This is a genomic window from Flavobacterium sp., assembly GCF_035456085.1.
In the GTDB taxonomy this organism is placed as follows: Bacteria; Bacteroidota; Bacteroidia; order Flavobacteriales; family Flavobacteriaceae; genus Flavobacterium.
The window spans coordinates 22380-46656 of the sequence record NZ_DATIDY010000229.1 but is presented as its reverse complement, the minus strand read 5'-3'; the positions used below and the strand labels follow the sequence as shown (position 1 = coordinate 46656).

The window sequence follows — 24277 nt, the reverse complement described above, 5'->3', positions numbered from 1 at the left end:
CCAATACTATACAATGAACGCATCATTAATGGCTGAACGATATCTTTGGTAACTTTTCCCTGGAGTTTATCAGCCATTCTCATAAAATTCCCTTCAAAAGGCATTTGAATGGTATATTCACTCCCTTGAGTATTAATATTGATGGCACCTTCGGTAAATTTATTTAATGCAAAAAGAACATTATGAATGTTTTGAACTTCTCCTGATTTCAGAAAATGTTCTTCTCTTCCGCCATCTCCAGCTTCAACCAGTTTAAAATATAAATTTCCTTTTGGGTCAGGTTTTACATATTCTTTGGCGCCCATAATATAATTTTGGTAACGCACTTCGAATGGATTTCCTGCAAAATCACCTTTTAACGAAAAATCATTATTGGTAACTGGCGACAGTAAAAGCGGTTTATCAAAAACTCTACGCTTCATTTCACCTTTGTACTCTCCATCAACAAAAAGAGTCAAAAACATTTTATCAGAATAGAATTGATTTTCGGTAGCACCTTCGCGAATAGGCATCATTCCTTCATAACTAATATAACGAGTGATAAATGCACCTGCAATTATAAATATGAATGACAAATGAAGCAGTAAACTCGCCCATTTTTCTTTTTTTAACAATTGATAACGCTTTATATTTCCAATGAAATTAATCATAAAAACAACCATAATAGCTTCAAACCACCAGGTATTATAGATCAAAATTCGGGCAGTATCTGTGTTGTATTTACTTTCGATAAAAGTTCCGACACCCATTGCTATTGCAAAAGTCAGGAACAAAACAGCCATTAATCGAGTAGAAAAAAGAAAAGAGAATATTTTTTTATTCATTTGGGAGTAAATTTCGTTTTTATAAAGTGTGGCAAAAGTACTTAAAAATGTCCAGTTGTTTTAAGATCAATTTGTTAATTTAATCCAAAATTAAGAATCATTTTAGTAATAAAAAGACAATAAATTATAGCCATTACTGTTATATCTATTCACTAAAATTTTGGATAATAAGTCTTCATTTTTTTTGCTAATTTTGCCAAATGATTAAAATTACGATTATAGGCTCTGGGAATGTAGCGCAACACTTGATTGATGCTTTCGCAAAAAGCAACGCGATAGAAATTATTCAGGTATTTTCGAGAAGCCAAAAACAAATTATTTCCAATCTTGATTCGAGTAAAATTACCAATGATTGGAATAATTTAAAGTATGCAGATTTATATATCATAGCCGTCTCAGATGATGCTATTGGAACCGTTTCTTCACAATTGCCTTTCGAGAATCGATTAGTCGTTCATACTTCAGGCAGTGCACCGTTGACTTCATTGGATGGCAAAAACAGAAAAGGTGTTTTTTATCCTTTACAAACTTTTACCAAAGGGAAAGCCGTTAATTTCAAAACTATTCCGCTTTGCCTGGAAACACAATTTGAAAATGATTATACTTTATTGGAAAAAGTAGCGTCTTCCATATCAGACAACATTTATCCAATTGATTCTCACCAGCGAAAAGCGTTGCATGTAGCCGCGGTTTTTGTTAATAATTTCACTAATTATTTATACCAATTAGGAAATGACATTTGTCTGGAAAACCACGTCTCTTTCGACATTTTAAAGCCTTTAATTCTGGAAACTGCCGAAAAACTTTTAACCCTTTCGCCAAAAGACGCTCAAACCGGACCAGCAAAACGCAATGATGTTTCAACTATAGAAGCGCATGAATCGTTTTTATCTGATGAAAATCAATCAACAATTTATAAAATATTAACCCAATCTATACAAAATCATGGCAAAAAGCTATAAAGAAATAATGAATGACATTACTACGTTTATTTTTGACGTAGATGGCGTACTTACTGACGGTTCTGTGTTTGTTTCTAATGAAGGAGAAATGTTAAGAACCATGAATATTCGCGACGGTTACGCCATGAAAGCTGCTATTGAAAGTGGTTACAACGTGTGCATTATATCTGGCGGAAGTAATGAAGGGGTTCGTGTGCGACTGAAAAATTTAGGAATTACTGATATTCATTTAGGAACTCCAGATAAAGTAAAAACTTTCAAAGAATACACTGCTGTCAATGGCATTAAATCAGAACAGGTTTTGTATATGGGAGATGATATTCCGGATTATCATGTGATGAAATTAGTTGGATTACCAACTTGCCCACAAGATTCAAGCCCGGAAATCAAAACTATTTCTAAGTATATATCACACGTTAAAGGCGGCAAAGGTGCTGTCCGCGATGTAATCGAACAAGTCATGAAAGTTCAGGGAAAATGGATGGGATATTTTGATGCTAAATATGATTAATGGTTAATTATTAATCAATTTCGAATTCACAATTCATCATTCACAATTTATAATTTATAATTAAAAATGAATTACCTTAAATTAATACGTTACCAAAACCTTCTCATGTTGGCTTTAATGCAGCTGTTGTTTAGATATGGTTTTTTAAATTTTCAAAGCATTCCTTTGGCTTTAAATGAGTGGCAATATTTGCTGTTAGTATTTGCCACTATTATGATTGCGGCCGGAGGTTATGTAATTAATAATATTATGGATCAGGCAACTGATAATGATAACAAACCCAATCAGGTTATTGTTGGAAAAAGTATCACAGAAGTTACCGCTTATAATGTTTATTTTTTGGTAACAGTTTTGGGCGTTGGAGCAGGCTTTTATTTATCCAATGTGATTGGTAAACCGGGGTTTGCGGCGATATTTATTGTTATTTCGGCTACTTTATATTTATATGCTACCAGTTTAAAGCAAATGCTACTTATCGGAAATTTTGTGGTGGCTCTTTTATTGGCTTTTAGTGTGATTATTATTGGAGTTTTTGACCTTTTACCAGCTATCAATACAGAAAACAAAGTGATAATGGCCGATTTGTTTTCGATACTATTGGACTATGCTATTTTTGCCTTTGTTATTAATTTTATTAGGGAAATTGTAAAAGATCTGGAAGACATCAATGGCGATTACAATCAGGGGATGAATACATTACCAATTGTTTTGGGCATCAAAAGAACAGCCAAATTAGTATTGGTTCTCAGCCTTATTCCATTAGTTTTAGTTGTACTATATATCAAAAAATACTTTTTTGCTTTTGATTTGTATTTGGCAACAATCTATGCTTTGATATTCATTGTAGCACCGTTAATTTATTTTCCGGTGAAAATGATAGATGCCAAAAACAGTAAAGATTTTCATCATTTAAGTATTGTTTTAAAGCTGGTGATTTTATTTGGATTATTTTCTATTGCTATTGTTACTTATAATATTCTGCACCATGCTTAAAGAAAAACTCAAAAACTACAACATAATATTAGCTTCAGGTTCACCAAGAAGACAACAATTTTTCAGAGATTTAGACTTAGATTTTGAAATTAGACTCAAAGAAACCGAAGAAATATTTCCTCCAGAATTAAAGGCCGAAGAAATAACTAATTTCCTTTCCTTACTGAAAGCCAACGCTTTTGAAGGAGAATTACAGCAAAATGACATTTTAATTACTAGCGACACTATAGTTTGGCATAAAAATTGTGCTTTAGGTAAACCAAAGGATCATCAAGATGCTTTTGAAATCTTAAAATCATTATCGAATGATACTCATGAAGTGATTACTTCGGTTTGTTTTAAGACAAAAACATCTTTTAATCTAATAACTGAAACAACAAAAGTAACATTCAATGCGTTAAGTGACCAAGCGATTCTTTATTATTTGGAAAAATACAAACCTTATGATAAAGCTGGAGCCTATGGAATCCAAGAATGGATTGGTTTTATTGGAGTTTCAAAAATTGAAGGTTCATATGCCAATGTTATGGGAATGCCAACAGATAAAGTTTATGAGTATTTAAATAATTTATAAAAATGGAAACGGATTTTTTCAATCATTATATCAAAGAGGAAGTCAGTACTGGTGTACTCTTATTGGTTGTTTTTTTGGCTCGTACTTTTGTTTCAAAAATAGTAAAACGGTACGCCAAAACAAGCGAGATTATTGAGAAAAGAACCAATCTTGTTATCAAGTACATCCATCTTTTAATTACAATTTTGGCATCGATAATCTTTATATTGATTTGGGGAGTTCAGCCGAAAGATATTTTTATAACTATTTCATCTGTTGCAACAGTAATTGGTGTCGCGATGTTTGCACAATGGTCAATCCTGAGTAATATTACTTCGGGTATCATTTTGTTCTTTTCGTTTCCATTTAAAATTGGAGATGTAATATTAATCCACGACAAGGATTATCTTGTAGAAGGCGAAATTGAAGATATTGGCGCATTTCACGTTACCATTCGATCCAAAGAAGGCGAGAGAGTTATTTACCCAAATAATTTGTTCTTTCAAAAAGGAATTTCAATTCTAAAAAAACCTACTCAACAATATAATGATTTTGTTGACTAACAATCATTTTTTTTTAACCTAATTAACCCCTAAATTTTATTACAATGAAAACAATCAAGTTTATTATTATCGGACTGCTAATTTTATCAGCGAGTTCGATCCAGGCACAAGTTTCAGTAAATGTCAATATTGGTACACCTCCACCTCCAGTTGTGGTAGTCGAATCTCCTAAAGTTGTGGTTGCATCACCACCAGAATGGGGACCTGTCGGATATGACAATGTAGAATATTATTACCTTCCAGATATTCAAATGTATTATGATATCAGACATGCACAATACATTTATTTATCAGGATCTCATTGGATTCGTACCAAAAGATTACCAAGCCATTGCAGACATTATGATTTGTATAATGGCTACAAAGTTGTTTTAACAGATTATCATGGAAACGCTCCCTACGCTTATTTTGATACTCACAAAGTGAAATATTATAAAGGTTACAAAGGCGCTCATCAGAAAAACAGAAAAGAATTTCACCCACATACAGGGCCACAGGAGTTTCATCATGATCATGACCACCATGACAATGGAAACCATGGTCACCATGAAGGTCACGGAAAAGGAAAAGGTAAACACTAAAATTATAACATTCAATTTTTGGCTCTAATTAGTTCATAATTAGAGCCATTTTTTTATATGTAATTCCAATAGATTCTGCAGTAAACCAATGGTTCATGGGAATATTATAAAGTAATAAAATAATATTGCAACACGATTAATTTAAGAAAGTATAATATTTGTTAAGTATTTTCAAATTTTTAAAAACTCAACACTATTTATGGAGGCAGTAAAATTACCTTTCTATGCAAAACTATCTTTCATTCTTTTGATCTTAATCTGTTTTGCTTATATTTTTTATGTTGGAAAAGATATTATTACCTCAGTTTTGATGGCATTTTTATTTTCAATTTTATTACTTCCTGTTTTTACATTTTTCAACACCAAATTAAAATTTCCTAGATATCTTGCCGCAATATTTTCTGTGATAATTTTTGCAGCTGTTATTGTAAGTATTTTGTTATTCATTTCGTATCAGGTTTCTGATATGGCTAGTGATTTTGATACTATTAAAAGAAATGCAAATTCATTTTTAATAGAAATCCATAAATTCATCAAGCTACATTTTAATATAAGTATTGGTGAACAGAAAAAATACATTCATGATGTAACTAAAGATTCTGTAAATAACGGAACTGGTACTATTGGGTCTGCATTGATTTCGTTGAGTGATTTACTATTAGACTTCACTATCATACCGATTTACACGTTTTTATTTTTAATATATAAAGATCATTTTATTGTTTTTCTTGTAAAATTGATAAACAAAGAAAATCATGCAACTCTAAAAGAAATTTTAGCTCAAATAAAAATTTCTATTAACAAATATATCATGAGCTTAGTTCTTGAAATGGTAATCGTTTCAGTCTTAACCAGCTTAGGACTTTGGATAATTGGTGTAAAATATTTTATATTATTAGGGCTTATAACAGGTCTTTTAAATATGATTCCGTATATCGGTATTTTGGCAGCAGGAATAATTACTGTTTTAGCCTCGTTAACCGGATCAGCAGAAACATCGATTATTGTTGGAATTTTGATTGTAAATGTTATTGTTCAATTAATTGATAATAATTTAATTGTCCCTTTAATCATTAGTTCAAATGTCGAAATCAATGCATTCGTATCCATATTAGGGATTCTTGTTGCAGGTACAGCTGCAGGAATTTCGGGAATGTTTTTAGCAATACCACTTTTGGCTATTCTGAAAATTATTTTTGACCGAATAGAATCTTTGGAATCCTGGGGATATCTGATGGGGAATCACATGCCAAAGAAATTCGCCTGGAGAATTCGAAAAATCAAAGCACAAAATTAATTTAATTATAATATTTTCAACAAAAAGATTGAACCATAAGTGTATAGATTGTTTGATAAAAAATTAGATAGATCTGTACATCTATAGGTGAATTTCGTTTTGCAAATAAATATTTAAACCCTTAAAATTTGAGTCAAAAATTATCTACATGTATTCGAACAAAAAAATAGTAATTCTGATTTTTTTCTGTTTTTGTTTACAGCATAATTATGCTCAGGTCACTACAAAAAAAGATACAACACCAGTAATTTATTCTAAAATTCGGAACTATTCCAAAAAACATAATTTTACAAGAGCACTTCACAAACTCCTTTTTAGAACCCGCAAAGTGTACAAAAAAGAAAAATTAACCGTACTAGAGGATTCGGTCAATTATAATGGCAAAATCATTCGCAAAATAAACATTGTGACCCTTGACCCCTTTGGACATTCGGTAGTTGATACTACGCAGGAGCCAAAATTTTGGGGAGAAAGGACAGGAAACAGACTGCACATAAAAACCAAAAAAATAGCGATTCATAATTTATTATTAATCAAAAAAAATACTCCTTATGATTCCTATAAAATGGAGGAATCAGAACGTATTATCCGTTCCCAAAAGTATGTAACGGCTGTGCGCATCACGAATCAACTTGCAGGCAAAGCATCAGATTCCGTCGATGTCACTATTCGGGTTTTGGATTCCTGGAGTACAATTCCGCGATTTTCAATATCCAACAATCAGGTTGCCGTTGGGGTAAAAGAAAAAGACTTTTTTGGAACTGGACAATTATTTGATTATCGATTTACAAACCGTTTTGATGATGGGCAAAATGGACATGAGCTAACATATTCTGTTCCAAATATTAAAAATACTTTTATAAGTACAGTTTTGCATTATAAAAAAGATTTTGAGCATAATTACTCCAAAAGCATTGATATCGAACGTGCATTTTATTCACCATTAACCAAATGGGCAGGCGGCGTTTATATTAGTCAAGAATTTAGGAGAGACTCTTTGCAGGCACCAGATTTGTCTTATGCTGATCAAAATTTCAAATACAATTCCCAAGATTTCTGGGCTGGAAGAGCCTTTAAAATATTTCAGGACCAAAATAACGGAATTATGAATCTGATAGTTTCTGCGCGTTTCCTGAATGAGGATTATACCAGAACTCCAACAGAACTTTATGATCCAAACCATTTTTATTCGGATCAGCAACTTTATTTAACTGGCGTGGGGCTCAACAAACGTAAGTATATAAAAGACAGCTATATTTTTAGAAACGGAAATACAGAGGATGTTCCTATTGGAAAAATTTACGGGGTAACATTTGGCTACCAATACAAAAACACTTTATGGAAGCCTTATATTGGCGGACAGTTTTCCTTTGGAAATTACTTTAAAATAGGTTTTTTGAGCATGAATTTTGAAGCAGGAACATTCTTTCAGGATTCCAAAACTTATCAGTCAACCTTTTTATTTGAAGCCAACTATTTTACAAAACTTTACAGTATCGGACGATGGAAACTCAGACAATTTATCAATCCCAAAACCATTATTGGTCTTAATCATTATGATATTATCGGCGATCAATTAAATATTAACGAAAGTAATGGCTTGGCCGGCTTTAATGCGCCAATTTATGGATCCAACAAAATGGTTTTGTCATTGCAAACCCAAACCTATTCTCCTCATGCTGTTTGGGGATTTCGTATGAATCCATTTTTCAATTATACGATTGGGGTTTTAGGTAGCGCCAATAATTCTATGTCACGCAATAAAGCCTATTCAAAATTCACACTCGGATTATTAATTAGCAATGACTACTTGGTATTTAGTTCTTTTCAACTATCATTGTCGTATTATCCTAATATTCCACCAGATGCATATAATGTTATCAAAACCAATACTTTCGAAACTTCGGATTATGGCCTTTTGAATTTTGAACTGGAAAAACCACAAATTGTGGGTTATAAATAGTTTAGATTTTTTATCGCTATTTAAATCTTTACCTTCTCTTCAACCTTAGAATTATTCTTCAAGAAAAGATTTAATTGTGTAAAAATAGTTTCAAAAACTAAATTTCGCACTTCCAATTTAGATAAAACCAAATCATGTATAGCGCCTTTAAAACCAATTACCTCTTTACAAGGAGCTTCAATTAATTTGGATTTTTCGATAATATCTTTCACATTCAAAATCGCGTCACCTTCAAACATTTCGTTACTCCATTTTTTAGGATAAACAGAATGCAAAGAATGCAAAATCAAAATTGGTTTCGCAACCAAAATCCCTTTTGCAATCTTTAAATGCCCCTGATATATTGCGTTTATCCACCCCGCATTTATAGACGGAGCCACGTGAGGTTTCCATTTCAGATTATAATCCCATTCGCCAAAATCATTTTTGTGCAAACTCTTACCATAAAATTTTGAAAATCCAATCGGCAAAACCAAATTAGGAAAGAGCCTGCCCAAAAAAGCTAAAAATGGAATTCCAACTTTCTTATGAAGCCACGGGATATTAAAATCATAAAAAGGACTATTGCAAACCAATACATCAAAAAGTGGCGTTTTTTTCCGTTCAGCAGCATATAGAGTAATAATCAAACCACCTGTCGAATGGCCATAAAGCACCACTTCAGTATTGCTTTCATCGCGAATTATTGCCAATGCTTTGTCGATATCTTCATAATACTCCGATAAATCTCTCACATTATTAGGTATATGATTTTTCAAAATAGACCGTCCATATTTCCTCAAATCCAAAGCGTAAAAATGATATCCTTTCTCCACAAATTTTTCAGCAAGTATCTCTTGAAAAAAATAATCATTAAAACCATGAATACACAAAATAGCTTTGTTCGATTCTGACGAACTAAGCTTTCTAACAAGCGTAGCTGTAACCTTACCCTCATAATCATCACGCTGAGTAATAACTGTTTGCTCAAAACCATTCCTTAAAACGTCCTCTTTGTATTGTATATTCATTTCTTAAAAGTTACTAAGTTGCTGAGTTTCTAAGTTACATAGAAACTTAGAAAATTAATACACATATTTATTTTTAGGAGCACAAACAATAGGGATTCCAAGAAACATCCCACCTGCTCTACGCTATATCTTTATTTTTTTAAAGAAAAAAAATAAAGGATGCCGCTTCGATCAGGGCTAGCTAGAAACAAAAGGTTTTTTAATACATTCTACCTATAATTACTAATTTATGCCTTTCCTAATTATCTAATTAACAATTTTACAATTTACAAATTATTAAATTAGTATTTTTGGAGCAGAACTATTTTTTTTGAATAATAAATCCCCTGTTATGCGAAAGCTTTTTTTAAAATCATTTTTACTTTTCATCCTTTTTATACCAATAATAAACGCCCAAAAACCTCAAAAGCCAAGTTCTGCCGAAATTTACAATCAAATTCAGAAACTTAATTTTTTAGGAACCGTACTCTACATCGCCGCACATCCAGATGATGAAAACACAAGATTAATTTCGTATCTCGCCAATGACATACATGCAAGAACAGGATATTTATCATTAACCAGAGGCGATGGCGGGCAAAATTTAATTGGTTCACAATTGCGTGAATTATTAGGAGTTATTAGAACTCAAGAACTTCTCGAAGCTAGAAAGATAGATGGCGGAGAACAATTCTTTTCCAGAGCCAACGATTTTGGGTATTCCAAAAATCCAGAAGAAACACTACAAATTTGGGACAAAGAAAAAGTCTTAGCTGACTTAGTTTGGGTTATCAGAAAATTTCAACCCGACGTTATCATCAATAGATTTGACCATAGATCACCAGGAACCACACACGGTCATCACACATCATCAGCGATGTTGAGCATAGAGGGTTTTGATCTGGCTAATAATCCAAAAGCTTTTCCAGAACAATTAAAATTGGAACAACCATGGCAACCTAAAAGAGCTTTTTTTAATACTTCTTGGTGGTTTTATGGAAGCAAAGAAAAATTTGATGCAGCAAACAAAACCAATCTGATAGCAATCCCAACAGGCGTTTATTTTCCAACTTTAGGAAAATCCAATCAGGAAATAGCAGCTTTGAGTCGCTCTAGCCATAAATCGCAAGGATTCGGAAGCACAGGATCTCGTGGCGAAGACACTGAATATTTGGAATTTCTTAAAGGCGAACCGTTACAAAATAAAGTCTCTATTTTTGAAGGCATTGATACAAGCTGGAATCGAGTAAAAGGCGGCAAACCAATTGGTGAATTAATCACAAAAATTGCCAATGAATATGATTTTAAAAATCCATCAGCGAGTGTTCCAAATTTGGTAAAAGCCTATACAATGATTCTAGCATTAGACGAAAATCATTGGAAAACCCTCAAATCTGAAGAAATAAAAAAAATAATCGCAGATTGTTCTGGTTTATTTCTGGAGGCTGTTTCCAACACTCAGGAAGCAACTCCGGGAAGCACTATAAAAATTAATCTCGAAGCCATAAACCGAAGTCCTGTTGACATGCAATTAGTAAGTGTAACCACTTTACCTGAACAAAAAACTACGGTTTTAAACACTATTTTAAAAAACAATTCACTTCAAAATAGTTCGGTGGAATTACAATTGCCCGAAACTATAAATTACACACAGCCTTATTGGTTAAAGGAAAAAGGAACTGATGGTTTATATACCGTTGAAGATCAAAAAAATATTGGAATTCCTGATATTATAAGAGAAGTCAAAGTAATTTTTAATGTAAAAATTAATAATATCGAAATCCCTTTTGAACGAATTGTCGTTTATAAACGCAACGACGAAGTAAAAGGCGAAGTGTACAACTTCTTAGATATCGTTCCAGAAGTAACGACTACCATTCAGGATAAAGTTTTACTTTTTCCAAATACTAAATCAAAATATGTAGGTATCACAATTAAATCTGGGAAAAATGATATCAAAGGCAATCTAAAACTCGACTTACCAAAAAACTGGAAAGTATCTCCTGAATCGATCGCTTTTCAATTAGACAAAAAAGGAACTGAACAAACAGTTTATTTTGAAGTAACTCCACCTTCGCAAGTTAGTGAGGTTGTTGCCAAAAGTATTGCTACCATTGATCAAGTTGCTTATGATAAAGAACAAATTATCATTAATTACGATCATATTACAAAACAACAAGTTTTGAAAACTTCGGAAGTAAAATGCATCCGAATGGATTTAAAGACCAATCAGGAAAAAATTGCTTATATCATGGGTGCTGGCGACGATGTCCCGCAAAGTTTGGTACAAATGGGATACAAAGTAACGATAGTAAAACCTGAAGAAATCACTCCCGAAAAACTAGAAAATTTTGATGTTGTAATGACAGGAATTCGTGCTTACAACACGGTTAAAGCTTTGGCTTACAAACAAGATATTTTGTTTGATTTTGTAAAAAATGGTAAAACAATGATTGTCCAATACAATACGAATGGCGATTTGGTTACCTCCAAAATCGCTCCCTATCCGCTAAAACTTTCAAATGACAGAGTAACCGAAGAAAATGCCGAAGTTCGTTTTCTGTCACCTGGTAATCCTGCTTTGAATTATCCAAATGCCATTAGCCAAAATGATTTTAAAGGTTGGAAACAAGAGCAAGGATTGTATTATCCAAGAGAATTCGATAAAGCCTTTACTCCTATTCTATCATCAAATGATAAAGGCGAAACTCCAAAAGATGGCGCTTTATTAATTGCTCCATATGGAAGAGGAAATTATATTTATACTGGATTAAGCCTTTTTAGAGAACTACCGGAAGGCGTTCCTGGAGCTTATAAATTATTATCCAATTTAATTTCGACTAAACCTTCGGTAAGTGTTCCTAATCAAAAAATAAAACAATAATATGGACTCAAAAGATCCCAAAATTTGGTCAAAAAGCTATACATTAGTTCTGATCGCCAATGCGTTGTTTATTATTATTTTCTATTTAATAATGAAATTATACTCTTAACCTATGCAATTATTTGACTGGATTGTACTGATTGTAACATTATTATTCATAGTAATTTACGGTGCCTGGAAAACCCGAGGCAGTAAAAATGTTGAGGACTATATTCTGGGCAACAATGAAACTCCATGGTTTACCGTTGGACTTTCGGTGATGGCTACACAGGCAAGTGCCATTACCTTCCTTTCTACGCCCGGACAAGCGTATCATGACGGAATGGGATTTGTGCAATTCTATTTTGGTTTGCCAATTGCTATGGTTGTGATCTGTGTTACTTTTATTCCTATTTATCACAAATACAAAGTCTATACCGCATATGAATATTTAGAAAAAAGGTTTGATCTAAAAACACGTTCCCTTGCTGCTATTTTATTTTTGGTACAAAGAGGATTAGGTACAGGAATTACCATCTATGCTCCTTCTATTATTTTATCGGCTTTACTGGGTTGGGATCTAACGTATATGAATATCATCATTGGAATTTTGGTGATTATTTATACCTTTTCGGGAGGAACAAAAGCTGTAAATGTCACGCAGAAACAACAAATGTTTGTGATTTTGTCCGGGATGGTGATTACTTTTTTCCTTATTCTTGATTATTTGCCAAACGATATGACTTTTGATAATGCACTACACATTGCAGGTGCCAATCAAAAAATGAATATCGTAAATTTTTCTTTTGACTTAGACGAAAAATATACTATTTGGAGCGGAATTACTGGTGGTTTCTTTTTGGCTTTGGCCTATTTTGGTACTGATCAATCGCAAGTAGGGCGCTATTTGTCAGGAAAATCGGTTCGTGAAAGCCAAATGGGTTTAATCATGAATGGACTTTTAAAAGTGCCTATGCAATTCCTGATTTTGCTTACTGGTGTAATGGTTTTTATCTTTTTTCAATTTAATGAGACTCCAATAAATTTTAACCCAAACAATAAAACTTTAGTCGAAAACTCGAAATACAGAGGAGAATATCAAAAACTGCAAAAAGATTTAGATACCTTATTTGAAGATGAAAAAGTGATCAACTTATTGTATATCGATCAACTTAATCAGGACTATGATAACCCAACTCTTCGAAAAGAACTTGTCGATTTGGCGGTAAAAGAAAAAGAATTAAGGGCACAAGCCAGAGAAATTATTTCAAAAGCAGATAGCAAAGCAGAAACAAACGATAAAGATTACGTTTTTTTCTATTTTATTCTCCATTATTTACCCAAAGGACTTATCGGTTTATTGTTGGCGGTGATCATTTCGGCAGCAATGTCATCTACAGCTTCTGGGCTAAATGCATTGGCTTCGACAACTGCAATTGATATCTACAAACGTAATCTCAAAGAAGAAAAAACCGAAAAGCATTATCTGAATGCATCAAAACTTTTCACTCTTATGTGGGGAATTATCGCCATAGGTTTTGCCTGTATTGCAACACTTTTTGAGAATTTAATTCAGTTGGTAAATATTATAGGATCTATATTTTACGGAACCGTTTTGGGAATTTTCCTTGTTGGTTTTTATATCCCGAAAATACGTGGTAAAGCGATTTATTGTAGCGCCATAATTAGCCAAATAGCAATTTTTATTATCTACTATTTCACCAACTTTATATACAATAGTGGTGAAGAAAAACTAGGTTATTTATGGCTTAATTTCATTGGAGCATTACTTACTATTTTACTTTCATTCTTATTTCAAATAACAATATTCAAGAATGAAGAAGAAACAGAATTAACCGAAAATATAAGTTTATAAAATCTTTTTGCAGTATTTGGAACACATTCAAATGCTGTAAAAGATTTTATAGAAAAATAATACAAATAATATTAGATACAATTAAAAAAAAATTAAATTTGGGACAATAAACAACCAATAAACCTTTAATAATGAAACAATTAAGATTTATTTACTTCGTCCTGTTATTTCTAATATTTTTCAGTAACACTACTTATTCGCAATTTGGTCTTTCAACAGATGTATTAAAACTTGGTACATCCTTACTTGGAGTCGACAAGCTGTTCAAAAAACCGGCAGCAATAACTACCGCTTTTGAAAATGTAAATAAAGAAGGTTCACAAATGCCAGATTTTTTCAAATTAGGATCAGCGCAGCCTTTGTATTTATTACCAAAAGCCCCAACTGGAGGTTTTGTACTTTGCGCAGGTTATTATGAAATGACCAATAAAAGTTATTGTCTGCATGCGGGTACATTTGCGCCTTCCAAAGGAGATGGTTATATGTACGCACCTACCGAAGGTTCCAAAAAAGAAATTGTTACCGCCATATTAAAAAGTGCTGAAAATCATCCTGAGATAGAACAGCATAAGATTCAAGTTTTGCTATGGGCCATTATAGCTAAGACTAAATTTGTCAATTTTAGTACTGAAGTAAAACTAACAGCCGTTACTTTACTCACAAAAAAACAATTATCTCAACTGGAAGATGGAGCTCTAGGATTCCTGCCTGACGAAGTAATTAATCAAGCTAAAGCAAAACTACCCGAAAGCGTACAAACCGTTTTTGAAGCCGAAAACAGCATTCGCGGCTTAATAACTTCAGGAAATTACACCTATCAAGAAATGGAAAAATATGCCATTCTTGCCGGAATCGCTCCTCCAAGAACTGATTACCCAAGCGGAATATGGACTTTACACCCTGACGGATATTATGTTAGATACATTCCTTCAGGATATTCAGTTACAAAAGTCCAAATTTATGTTCCAAAAGAACTCATCATCAGTTTAAACGGAAAGAGTCTTATCTATGATGCAACAAATGATATTGCTTGTCCTGCCAATACAGGTTCGCAAAGGTTAGCGCAAACCAACGAACCACTAAATCCCGATTATACTATCGTCATAAAAACAGATTGCAACAATGTAAACTGATTTTTAAACTCAAAATAAAAAAACGGATTGTCTATTTTTAGAACAATCCGTTTTTTTATGTAAATATCAAAATAGAAAAGAGATCATTGCATTAAATGAAAAAGCTATTCCTATTTGATTGTATATCCTTTTCCCTCCATACAAACTGAAAATGCTTTTGAAAATTTATCTTTCATATCTTTCTCTGCTGTAGAAGCACCGGCTGAAGCTTGTTGTGCTTGTGCTTTTTTTTGGTGTTTTGCCTGTCTTCGACCCGAAACTCCACCTGCAATTGCACCTACTGCTGCCCCATCGCCCGCATCTCCGGTAACAGCACCAACCGCAGCCCCCACAGCAGCACCTCTTGCAGCACCTTTAACAGCTTCTCCCTTAGGAGCGGTATCAACTGGCGCAGCTTGTACTTTCGGCGGATTCAAAATATCGATTCCTGTTTGTTCATAAGCCCATTTATAGCAATCGTACTCATCATTTTTTTGTTTATCCTGTGTTTGACCTTTTGCAGGATAAGCAATTACATTACTAGCTTTGGAAATCTGATTGTAACTAAGGGAAGCTTTATCAGTAAGAGTAGCTGTTGTAGCCTGCTGAGCACAAACAGAAGGAGCAATAAAAATCAAAAACAGCAGTATAGCGAAACTGTTTTTAAGACCTGAAAAAATTTGTTGAATTTTCATATTGACAGAATTTTAAGATAAGTAACTCAATTGACACCTTTGAAAATAATTGATAACTAACAATCTTACATGACTCTCGCTTTCAGTAATTTACCATTAAATTTAATGAAAAATACAACATGATTTAGCAAATCATTTTTTTATTTAAAAACCAATCTTCACAGAAATAACAAAAGACTTAATAAAAAATCCCGTTTCATCATTAGTGACGAAACGGGTTTTTTTATGAAATCTTCAAAGCACTTATGCTTACTTTCTACTCCACTCAGAAATACTTTCTCTATTCATTTTTATGTAATCCTGATTTTTAGCAGCTTCAGCGGCAGCAAGCGAAATAGTAGCTGTTTCTATAGCTCCTTTTTTGTCTCCTGCACGAGCCTGAATTTGCGATTTCAAACGAGTGTACCAATATGGTTTTTCGGTGCTTAATTCCATCGCTTTGTCTATATATGACATTGCTTTTGCGTTATCGCCATTAGACTGATAAATATATTGTGCAGATGTAAAATAATCTGCTGATGAAGGTCCTGATAATACTGACTCTATATTTGCTAGTACTGTTTTTTGTGTAGGCACATCAAACTTCATCGATACTGATGAGTTTTCCCAAGCCATTTCTAGCTCGGCTGAATCAGCTGTTAAATTGGCTAATTGAATTGTAAAAGATTCAATTGGTTTTGACAAAGCTTCTTCTTTTACTGTAGTTCTAAGCACAACATTGGCATCATTCCAAGTTTCAGGATTTCCCCAATTGTTGGTAGTCGAATAAAAGATCACTTCCCAACTTTCAATTTTCGGAATAGTGTATAAAGAATATTTCCCTTTTGGCAATGTCTTACCATCAATCACTACATCATCGCTAAAAGAAATGGTTGTATTTTCATTCGCTCCTGTTCTCCAAACTTTTCCAAACGGAACTAAATTACCAAATACAGCTCTTCCTCTAGCGGCTGGTCTGCAGTAAACAATTTCAACATCTGTTAATCCAACTGTTTGTAATATAGTGGCTTTTGGACTTGCCTGAGGAATTTTCAATTGAGCTTGAGTAATTAATGGCGCTATAATAATAGCAAATGCAATAAGGATCTTTTTCATGTTCATTGGTTTATGTGTTTTTTTCAAAATTACAAATTTAGAAGCTCTAAATGTTACTCATTTCTTAACTAAAAATCAACAATTATAGTATTTAGCAAAATTAAATTTTGAACTCAAAAAACAATAGGATATTAATTTTTTTGAAATCATATAAATTTTTTGAAAAATCTTATAACAGGAAAATTGTAGCTCGAAACTAAGTTTGTATTGTAATTAATGTCATTCTGATTTAAAAAATAACTATCCTCTATTCTAAAAATATAGTCATGGAAAATCAAAATAAAAAAATATTATTTAAGAAATTACAATATCTTGTTTATAAAAGTATGGATTACTGTATGGAGATCAGATATATTTTTAATTTATAAAAAGTTAGATACTTTTTCAAAATTCAATTCATCGAAATGATTGATAACAATATCTGCTAATGATAAATCCTGATCTTTTGAATGAAAGCTATTGTAGCCTACGCAAAATATATCAGCCGCTTTTGCAGCTTTAACCCCATTTGTACTGTCTTCAATCACGATACAGTTTTCTTTTGGAGCAATAGACAACGAGGCTGCGTGCAAGAAAATCGCCGGATGCGGTTTTGATTTTGGAAAATCCTCTCCACTTACAATATGCGTAAAATACTGATGCAAATTAAAACGTCTAAAAACTCTATCAATGGTAACTTTAGCAGCAGATGAAGCTACAATTAGCTGCATTCCATTTTGATGAAAATCTTTAATTAAATTCTCAACACCTTCCAACAAAGCTAAATCTTCTTTGTTATCAAATGCATCATTGAAAATAGTTCTTTTTCTCAAAATCAAATCTTCGACATCTTGTTCTAATTGAAAATGCTCTTTTAATTTCTGAAAAGTATTTCGGGTCGATAACCCTGTAAATGAAGTATACATTTCCTCGGGAACTTCGATATTAAGTTCGCCAAATTGCTGGTAATAAGCATAACGGTGTACAACTTCTGTATCGACAATTACACCATCCATGTCGAAAATTACTGTTTTTATCATTTTTTTAAGTTGCTAAGTTACTTAGTCACTAAGCTGCTAAGTTTTTGGAATGTTTTATTTATTTTTTTTAAAGTCGGCTTTAGGACTAGGATGCTTTTTGATTCTAAATCAACAATATTTATGGATTTTAGAAACTTAGAAATCCAGAACTCTTTTTTATTCTTTCTTAAGTAAATATCGAATTACGGTTTCGGCAGCATACAATCCAAATAAACCAGGCATGTAGCTATTGGTTCCGTAAAATGATTTTTTAAAATTAGATCCATCCGTCATACGTAAACTGCATTCGTCTTGAATTTCTGAAGAAAAAACCACTTTTACTTTGTTTATTTTTTCCTTTTTCAAGCGCTTTCTGATGATTTTGGCCAAATGGCAATTTACTGTTTTGGCAATATCAGTTACTTTGACTTTGGAAGCCTCCATTTTTCCGCCTGCACCCATACTGCTCATGATTCTGACTTTTTTTCTTTTAGCAGAAATAATTAAATTCAATTTTGGAGTGACACTATCAATGCAATCCAAAACATAATCATACTCATTAGAAACAATATCATAAGCTCTTTCTGGAGAAAGAAATTCTTTTATTTGTATCAATTTCAATTCAGGATTGATATCTATCAAACGGTCACCAACAACAGCTACTTTTGGTTTTCCAACTGTTGAATGTAAAGCCGGTAATTGTCTGTTTATATTGGTAATATCCACCACATCTCCATCTACAATTGTCATCGTTCCCACTCCTGCTCTTGCTAAAAATTCGGCCGCAAATGAACCCACTCCGCCTAATCCAACTACCATTACGTGAGCATTTTGTAGTTTTTGTAATCCTTCTTTCTTAAATAATAATTCGGCTCTTTCTGTCCACTCTGCCATTTTCTTTTGATTAAGGGTTTAATGTTAAAAATTATGAACCAAAGACAGTTTCAAAATTTTTGCTTATAATTTGTTTTAATTCTTCAATATCAATGTTCTTGTATCTGGCTGCCAAAGCATACACTTCATCAATTCCTTCTTCAATTGTATCTGTCTCCAAAAAAAACTGATCATTGGGAATACTCAGAAAAACGGCTTCCATTTCGGGATTTCGCAATAGATATTTTCCGAACGAAATGTAAAATCCATTTTTGATCAATTCATTCGCAACTTGCAAATTCTTGGAAAAACCATGAATAAGCATAGGAACTGTAATTTTCAATCGCTTTTTAATGGCAATCACTTCTTGAAAAGCAGCCACACAATGAATCACAACAGGCTTATTGTGTTTTTGAGCCAATGCTAATTGTCTCTCAAAAACAGTTTGTTGTAATTCAAGCGGAACTTCAATTCTTTTATCCAGTCCACATTCGCCAAGAGCGAGACAATTTGGTTCTTGTAATTTACTTTCAATAATTTGCAAATTAGCTTCCAGTGTTTTCTGGTCAATGTACCACGGATGAATTCCTATAGAATAAAATGGAATAGCAGCATCAAACTCTTGTGGATATTGATTTACTAGTTCCAAAACGTTTGATTGATTTGTAAATTGATGGGTATGTAAATTAAAAAATTGCATTAATCATGAAATTTCTTTACACCTGCTTTGATTTCGATAGCCAAATCATTTTCCAAAGGCACTTTTGGGCATGAATACTTATGATTGTAAGCGCAATACGGATTGTATGATAAATTAAAATCAATTACAATTGTATTGCCTGATGGAATTTTTAAATCGATATATTTTCCACCGATGTAACTCTCCTTACCCGAAGTCAAATCTGAGAAAGGCAAAAACAAATAGTCTTTGTATTCTTCTTTTTTGGATAGCTCAATGTTACGATAAATATTCAGTTTGAATTCTTTTCCTTCTAATTTGAAATGAGCTTCACCATATTTTATATAGATTGGTCTTCTAGCCGTTGAAGTTTTCATTTCGAACGGTTTTTCATTTTCTGTTCTAATAAATTGAGCCACTACAAAAGCCTTTTCATTTATAGAATAAAAATCCAATGACTTGAATTTTGCCAAATCTTCAGTTGTCAAAGGACTTGTTTTAGCATCAGCATATTCAGCATTGAGTTCTTTTTGAAATTTTTCGACCGCTTTTACATCAAACTTTGCTTGGCTAAAACCCAAATTAAAAAGGGCTAATAAAATTAAAGTCAGGATAACTCTCATATAATTAATTTTTTGCAAAAATAGTTTAAAGTTATAAAAGCTACAAAGTTTATAAGCCATATAAATACGCAAAGTTACCAAGGCAATAAAATCAATTTAGCTGTAAAAAACTTTGTAAGTTTGCATTTATAAAAATCACCTCCATGCTCAGAACTGCACTCGGTCGTTACATCAATAATTTTAAAGGGTTCACACGTGAAGTTTGGATACTTGCGCTGATTACTTTCATCAATAGAGCAGGTACGATGGTGCTTCCATTTTTATCCAAATATTTAAAAGAAGACTTACATTTTACTTACAGTGAAGTGGGATGGATTATGGTAGCTTTTGGTATGGGTTCTATGCTGGGTTCATGGCTGGGAGGTAAATTGACCGATAAAATTGGGTTTTACAAAATCATGATTTTTAGCCTTTTTACAAGCGGAATTCTGTTCATTTTACTCCAATACATTACCAGTTTTGGGGGATTGTGCATTGCAATGTTTATTATCATGGCGATTTCGGATATGTTTCGCCCCGCGATGTTTGTTTCATTAAGTGTATATGCAAAACCCGAAAATAGAGTTCGTGCATTATCATTAGTCCGATTAGCTGTAAATCTTGGTTTTGCTGCTGGGCCTACAATAGGAGGATTTATTATTCTAGCAATGGGGTATCAAAGTTTATTTTGGGTTGATGGAAGTACTTGTATCATTGCGATTTTGATTTTTGCTTTTTATATAAAAGAAAAAAAGAGAGTCCCTTTAGCTACCGATGATATAGCAAATAAAGTTGCTCCTAAATCCATTTACAAAGACAAGCCTTTCTGGTTGTTACTTTTTATCAGTTTTGTTATAGTGACTGTATTTTTCCAAATATTTTCAACTTTGCCTTTATATCATAATGAAAAATTTGGCCTTAGCGAATTTCAAACAGGTATGATTCTTTCGGTTAATGGACTATTGGTTTTCCTTTTTGAAATGCCTATTGTTAGTATGTTGGAGCGTAAAAAAGTAAATAGAATCAAGACCATTTTTTATGGAAGTTTATGCATTGCTGCTGGTTACTACGTGTTATTGCTGGATTCTTGGGCATTTATATTGCTTATTAGTATTGTACTATTAAGTTTTGGCGAAATTTTTGCTTTTCCTTTTACAAATGCTGTTTCATTAAGCCGAGCACCGAAAGGTCAAGAAGGTCAATACATGGGATTGTTTACGATGAGTTTTAGCCTGGCACATATTACAAGTTCTAAAATGGGTCTCGAAATCATCGCGCATTATGGCTACCAAATCAATTGGATAATCATGGGAACATTGGGGATTTTGGCTTCATTTTGCTGCATTTTGCTTAACAAAATGATACATTCTTCAGAAAAAATAAATCAATAATAATTAAACTATTTCACAAAAAAACTTCGGTAAAAGTCAATTCTTTTTCGAAGTTTTTTTTGTGAAATGTACTTTTTAAGAAACTTAATTTTAAAAAAGTTCCATCAAATCCGAAGGTTCATTCAGAAAGAATTTTGCTCCTTCAGAAAATAATTCGTCTTTTGGTCTGTAACCCCAAGAAACGCCAACGGCATACATTCCGGCCTGAGTGGCAGTTTGCATATCAATACCGCTATCGCCAACAAAAATAATCTCTGACGGCGTACAATTCAATTGTTCACTCATTTGAATTGCGGTGAATGGATTAGGTTTTTTGAACTCTTCGGAAGTCAGACCAACCACCAGATTAAAATATTCGGGAAATATCGATTCGGTTATTTTCTTAGTCAACACATCTGACTTATTAGATAAAACATTCATTGGAATGCTTTTTAGATTCAACTCATCCAAAAGTGCTTGAATTCCTGTATAAGGTTTCGTTTTTTGAATGCAATTCTCTCCATAATAATCCATCATTAATTCATAACAACGGTCTATTTCTTCCTCGTTTCTCCTATTTTCTGGCAACGCTCTGGTAACTAATTTTCGGAGACCATTCCCAATAAAATAATTATAACTTTCGTAATTGTGGGTTGGATAATCATTGTCTATTAGAACTTTATTCATTGCATCGGCAATGTCTTCGAGTGAATTTATTAAGGTTCCGTCTAAGTCAAAAATAATGGCTTTGTATTTCATTTGCTGTAAATAATTAACTTTTGAAACTGTATTTTCAAAAGTATTTTTAAAAAATTTATTCTTTCAATAATCGTTCCAGTTGGAATTTTTCTTTGTCATTTAAACTTGGCAAAATAGTCTGAAAATTATTTCTGGTTTCTGGATTTTTAATCAAAACACGAATGTTATCTCTGCCAAATTTAGAAAACTGCCACATATGATGCGTTGTAGCATTAACTAAATTTTTCAAAACAGCTTCGTTGATGATCTTGAAATTCAGTAGATATTCTAAGGCGTTTTGTCTTGTTGTAGCTTCATATTTGGGAGAAGAATAATCCAGTAATTCTTGGTAATAGATTTGCTTATTGCTACCATATTCTGGTGTAGAGACTGCTAATGACAACCATAGAATTCGCAAATTAAAATCATTAAACCCAATCCAGTTTTTTGTTTTTTCTAAATAATCGTTTCTTTTAACTGGAAAATTATTCCATAAAACATAAAGTGCTATTTCCTGAGTTTGATAGGATTTGTCATCAAGTAATGTTTCATATTCGGTTCTAAATTCTTCTGGTATTTTTTGCAAAGTACTTGCAACTGCTTGTCGCACCTGAATATTTTGCGTTTGCAATGCCAAGTGTAATAATTGTTTTTTATCTTCGAATTTTTCTTTAAAAAGTTGCCCTACAATGGACTCTTTTACTGAAAAATGCACATTTGATTGTAATGTTTTTTCGAAGAAAGTAAATTTTTCTGCTAACGGTTTGTTTCTGAGTTTTGCCACTTCCAACTGAACTTTCATCGCATCATTTTTGGCTAATAATTCATTCGCAATCTCACTGTTAAACGCTGGAGATTCAAGCCATATTTTACTGAAATTTTCCAAATCATAATGCGAAACCTTCTTTATTTCATCAAAGAAATTTTGGGTAGTCACATTTTGATAAGAATATTTTAAAAGATAATTTTTCACTGCTTTTCTAAAAGCTTTCTCGCCAATTCCTTCTCGAAGAACATGCAATGCCCAAGCTCCTTTTTGGTAAAACGACAAAGAACTAGCTTTAGGATTTAGCACCGGAATTGTATCAGTTTTGGAAGCTTGTTTTAGTTGTAACGATGATTCGTATAATTTGGAATAAAAATAATCATCGCCATAGATTGATCTTTCGGCAAGCAAAGCATAATAAGTAGCAAACCCTTCCTGCAACCAATGGTCTTTTCCGCTTTGTGCGGTAATTAAATCTCCAAACCACTGATGTCCCAGCTCATGTGCATTGACATTAGTATAACTTCGGTCTTCAAACCCAATGGAATCAACAACATAGCGAGTAGTAAATAATGTTGAAGTTGTATTCTCCATTCCTGCATATAGAAATTCAGAAACCGGTATTTGTCGATAAATTTCCCAAGGGTACTTCACTCCTATTTCTTTTTCCAGAAAATCAAATATTTCCTTTGAATAGCGGTATGTTGGTTCTTGTTTGCTATTGTCTTTTGGATTTAAATACAATTCTAATGGAATTCCTGATTTAGATTTTAAAGTGCTTTTTTCAAGTTTTCCAATGCCAACCATCAATAAATAAGAACTCATTGGTTTGTGCATTTGATAATTCCAACGAGTTGTATTTTTATCTACTGTTTTGCTTTTTAAAACTCCATTCGAAATGACTTGATATTTTGAATCAAAAGCAATATTCATATTGAAAATCACTTTCTCATTGACATCATCAAAGCTCGGAAACCAATGACTGGTGTACTTTCCTTGACCTTGTGTCCAAATCTGAAGATTATCCGTAGGTTCAGAACCAACAAAATACATGGTTTGTTTGGGTTTTGCTTCATATGAAAACTGAACTGTATTTTTCCCTTTTTGGAACGGATAGATTAAAAGCAATTCTTTGCCGTTAGTTTCAAATTGTATTTTTTTGGCATTCAATTCTAATGCTGAAAACGTCATGTTTTGCGCGTCAATTTTGATCGTATCAATTGGTTTTAAGACTTCAAAAGTGTAGGTTACCGTTCCTGAAATGCTTTTATTATCTGGGTTTATGGAGAGATTTCCAATAACGGTTTTAAAATCTACCGACTTGGTTTGTTGCGCAAAAATAAATGTAGTTACAAAGAGGAAAAGGTATTTCAT

Annotated in this window: 21 protein-coding genes and 1 pseudogene; 12 read left to right on the top strand and 10 right to left on the bottom strand. The window is 32.8% G+C overall.

What is annotated here, in order from left to right:
* Positions 1-824 (bottom strand): annotated as a pseudogene (locus VLC96_RS17215) (cytochrome C biogenesis protein); the annotation flags it as partial.
* A 200-nt stretch (positions 825-1024) separates the two neighbouring features.
* On the opposite strand from VLC96_RS17215, the gene VLC96_RS17210 reads away from it, so the two are divergent.
* The 8 genes from VLC96_RS17210 (at position 1025) to VLC96_RS17175 (ending at position 8247) form a co-directional block, all read left to right on the top strand.
* A complete protein-coding gene (locus tag VLC96_RS17210; protein WP_325264909.1) occupies positions 1025-1786 on the top strand; it encodes a Rossmann-like and DUF2520 domain-containing protein in 762 nt (253 codons plus the stop codon).
* Positions 1770-2297, top strand: a complete 528-nt coding sequence (locus tag VLC96_RS17205) for a KdsC family phosphatase (RefSeq protein WP_325264907.1) — start codon at positions 1770-1772, stop codon at positions 2295-2297. The genes VLC96_RS17210 and VLC96_RS17205 overlap by 17 nt, the downstream gene beginning before the upstream one ends.
* Positions 2298-2363: 66 nt before the next feature.
* Positions 2364-3290, top strand: coding sequence for a geranylgeranylglycerol-phosphate geranylgeranyltransferase (locus VLC96_RS17200; RefSeq protein WP_325264906.1), 927 nt, complete (start codon positions 2364-2366; stop codon positions 3288-3290).
* Positions 3283-3864, top strand: coding sequence for a Maf-like protein (locus VLC96_RS17195; protein ID WP_325264905.1), 582 nt, complete (start codon positions 3283-3285; stop codon positions 3862-3864). The genes VLC96_RS17200 and VLC96_RS17195 overlap by 8 nt, the downstream gene beginning before the upstream one ends.
* Before the next feature lie 2 nt (positions 3865-3866).
* On the top strand, positions 3867-4406 hold the full coding sequence (locus VLC96_RS17190) for a mechanosensitive ion channel family protein (RefSeq protein WP_325264903.1): 540 nt from the start codon (positions 3867-3869) through the stop codon (positions 4404-4406).
* A 44-nt stretch (positions 4407-4450) separates the two neighbouring features.
* Positions 4451-4987, top strand: coding sequence for a hypothetical protein (locus VLC96_RS17185; RefSeq protein WP_325264901.1), 537 nt, complete (start codon positions 4451-4453; stop codon positions 4985-4987).
* A 199-nt stretch (positions 4988-5186) separates the two neighbouring features.
* A complete protein-coding gene (locus VLC96_RS17180) occupies positions 5187-6284 on the top strand; it encodes an AI-2E family transporter (protein ID WP_325264899.1) in 1098 nt (365 codons plus the stop codon).
* Between the two features lie 148 nt (positions 6285-6432).
* Positions 6433-8247, top strand: a complete 1815-nt coding sequence (locus tag VLC96_RS17175; RefSeq protein ID WP_325264897.1) for a hypothetical protein — start codon at positions 6433-6435, stop codon at positions 8245-8247.
* A 20-nt stretch (positions 8248-8267) separates the two neighbouring features.
* On the opposite strand, the gene VLC96_RS17170 is transcribed toward VLC96_RS17175, so the two are convergent.
* Entirely contained in the window at positions 8268-9257 is a 990-nt protein-coding gene (locus VLC96_RS17170) for an alpha/beta hydrolase (RefSeq protein WP_325264894.1), read from the bottom strand.
* Positions 9258-9588: 331 nt separating this feature from the next.
* Here VLC96_RS17170 and VLC96_RS17165 point away from each other — a divergent pair, with 331 nt between their 5' ends.
* The 3 genes from VLC96_RS17165 (at position 9589) to VLC96_RS17155 (ending at position 15108) form a co-directional block, all read left to right on the top strand.
* Positions 9589-12120, top strand: a complete 2532-nt coding sequence (locus VLC96_RS17165; RefSeq protein WP_325264893.1) for a PIG-L family deacetylase — start codon at positions 9589-9591, stop codon at positions 12118-12120.
* A 112-nt stretch (positions 12121-12232) separates the two neighbouring features.
* Positions 12233-13975, top strand: coding sequence for a sodium:solute symporter family protein (locus VLC96_RS17160; RefSeq protein ID WP_325264892.1), 1743 nt, complete (start codon positions 12233-12235; stop codon positions 13973-13975).
* A gap of 131 nt (positions 13976-14106) precedes the next feature.
* A complete protein-coding gene (locus VLC96_RS17155) occupies positions 14107-15108 on the top strand; it encodes a hypothetical protein (protein WP_325264890.1) in 1002 nt (333 codons plus the stop codon).
* 110 nt (positions 15109-15218) lie between these two features.
* On the opposite strand, the gene VLC96_RS17150 is transcribed toward VLC96_RS17155, so the two are convergent.
* From VLC96_RS17150 to VLC96_RS17125, 6 genes are all read right to left on the bottom strand, one after another.
* A complete protein-coding gene (locus tag VLC96_RS17150; RefSeq protein ID WP_325264889.1) occupies positions 15219-15782 on the bottom strand; it encodes a glycine zipper family protein in 564 nt (187 codons plus the stop codon).
* Between the two features lie 249 nt (positions 15783-16031).
* Positions 16032-16877 carry a DUF2911 domain-containing protein gene (locus VLC96_RS17145; protein ID WP_325264888.1) on the bottom strand — a complete coding sequence of 282 codons (846 nt, stop codon included), beginning with the start codon at positions 16875-16877 and terminating at the stop codon, positions 16032-16034.
* A gap of 362 nt (positions 16878-17239) precedes the next feature.
* Entirely contained in the window at positions 17240-17896 is a 657-nt protein-coding gene (locus tag VLC96_RS17140; RefSeq protein WP_325264886.1) for an HAD family hydrolase, read from the bottom strand.
* 156 nt (positions 17897-18052) lie between these two features.
* A complete protein-coding gene (locus VLC96_RS17135) occupies positions 18053-18769 on the bottom strand; it encodes a tRNA threonylcarbamoyladenosine dehydratase (protein ID WP_325264885.1) in 717 nt (238 codons plus the stop codon).
* Positions 18770-18800: 31 nt separating this feature from the next.
* Positions 18801-19448 carry a TatD family hydrolase gene (locus tag VLC96_RS17130; protein ID WP_325264883.1) on the bottom strand — a complete coding sequence of 216 codons (648 nt, stop codon included), beginning with the start codon at positions 19446-19448 and terminating at the stop codon, positions 18801-18803.
* Complete coding sequence (locus VLC96_RS17125; protein ID WP_325264882.1) at positions 19448-20050, bottom strand: DUF1684 domain-containing protein; 603 nt, start codon at positions 20048-20050, stop codon at positions 19448-19450. Before VLC96_RS17125 ends, VLC96_RS17130 begins: the two co-directional genes overlap by 1 nt.
* Before the next feature lie 143 nt (positions 20051-20193).
* Here VLC96_RS17125 and VLC96_RS17120 point away from each other — a divergent pair, with 143 nt between their 5' ends.
* Positions 20194-21420 carry an MDR family MFS transporter gene (locus tag VLC96_RS17120; protein WP_325264880.1) on the top strand — a complete coding sequence of 409 codons (1227 nt, stop codon included), beginning with the start codon at positions 20194-20196 and terminating at the stop codon, positions 21418-21420.
* A 90-nt stretch (positions 21421-21510) separates the two neighbouring features.
* Here VLC96_RS17120 and VLC96_RS17115 read toward each other — a convergent pair whose 3' ends face one another.
* Entirely contained in the window at positions 21511-22158 is a 648-nt protein-coding gene (locus VLC96_RS17115) for an HAD family hydrolase (RefSeq protein WP_325264878.1), read from the bottom strand.
* A 55-nt stretch (positions 22159-22213) separates the two neighbouring features.
* Entirely contained in the window at positions 22214-24277 is a 2064-nt protein-coding gene (locus VLC96_RS17110) for a M1 family metallopeptidase (protein ID WP_325264877.1), read from the bottom strand.

Coding starts and splice junctions, on each gene's coding strand:
- VLC96_RS17160 (WP_325264892.1), top strand. CDS start 12,233: ATGCAATTATTTGACTGGATTGTACTGATTGTAACATTATTATTCATA.
- VLC96_RS17150 (WP_325264889.1), bottom strand. CDS start 15,782: ATGAAAATTCAACAAATTTTTTCAGGTCTTAAAAACAGTTTCGCTATA.
- VLC96_RS17135 (WP_325264885.1), bottom strand. CDS start 18,769: ATGGCAGAGTGGACAGAAAGAGCCGAATTATTATTTAAGAAAGAAGGA.
- VLC96_RS17175 (WP_325264897.1), top strand. CDS start 6,433: ATGTATTCGAACAAAAAAATAGTAATTCTGATTTTTTTCTGTTTTTGT.
- VLC96_RS17185 (WP_325264901.1), top strand. CDS start 4,451: ATGAAAACAATCAAGTTTATTATTATCGGACTGCTAATTTTATCAGCG.
- VLC96_RS17180 (WP_325264899.1), top strand. CDS start 5,187: ATGGAGGCAGTAAAATTACCTTTCTATGCAAAACTATCTTTCATTCTT.
- VLC96_RS17145 (WP_325264888.1), bottom strand. CDS start 16,877: ATGAAAAAGATCCTTATTGCATTTGCTATTATTATAGCGCCATTAATT.
- VLC96_RS17210 (WP_325264909.1), top strand. CDS start 1,025: ATGATTAAAATTACGATTATAGGCTCTGGGAATGTAGCGCAACACTTG.
- VLC96_RS17140 (WP_325264886.1), bottom strand. CDS start 17,896: ATGATAAAAACAGTAATTTTCGACATGGATGGTGTAATTGTCGATACA.
- VLC96_RS17130 (WP_325264883.1), bottom strand. CDS start 19,448: ATGCAATTTTTTAATTTACATACCCATCAATTTACAAATCAATCAAAC.
- VLC96_RS17165 (WP_325264893.1), top strand. CDS start 9,589: ATGCGAAAGCTTTTTTTAAAATCATTTTTACTTTTCATCCTTTTTATA.
- VLC96_RS17115 (WP_325264878.1), bottom strand. CDS start 22,158: ATGAAATACAAAGCCATTATTTTTGACTTAGACGGAACCTTAATAAAT.
- VLC96_RS17120 (WP_325264880.1), top strand. CDS start 20,194: ATGCTCAGAACTGCACTCGGTCGTTACATCAATAATTTTAAAGGGTTC.
- VLC96_RS17205 (WP_325264907.1), top strand. CDS start 1,770: ATGGCAAAAAGCTATAAAGAAATAATGAATGACATTACTACGTTTATT.
- VLC96_RS17200 (WP_325264906.1), top strand. CDS start 2,364: ATGAATTACCTTAAATTAATACGTTACCAAAACCTTCTCATGTTGGCT.
- VLC96_RS17155 (WP_325264890.1), top strand. CDS start 14,107: ATGAAACAATTAAGATTTATTTACTTCGTCCTGTTATTTCTAATATTT.
- VLC96_RS17170 (WP_325264894.1), bottom strand. CDS start 9,257: ATGAATATACAATACAAAGAGGACGTTTTAAGGAATGGTTTTGAGCAA.
- VLC96_RS17110 (WP_325264877.1), bottom strand. CDS start 24,277: ATGAAATACCTTTTCCTCTTTGTAACTACATTTATTTTTGCGCAACAA.
- VLC96_RS17190 (WP_325264903.1), top strand. CDS start 3,867: ATGGAAACGGATTTTTTCAATCATTATATCAAAGAGGAAGTCAGTACT.
- VLC96_RS17125 (WP_325264882.1), bottom strand. CDS start 20,050: ATGAGAGTTATCCTGACTTTAATTTTATTAGCCCTTTTTAATTTGGGT.
- VLC96_RS17195 (WP_325264905.1), top strand. CDS start 3,283: ATGCTTAAAGAAAAACTCAAAAACTACAACATAATATTAGCTTCAGGT.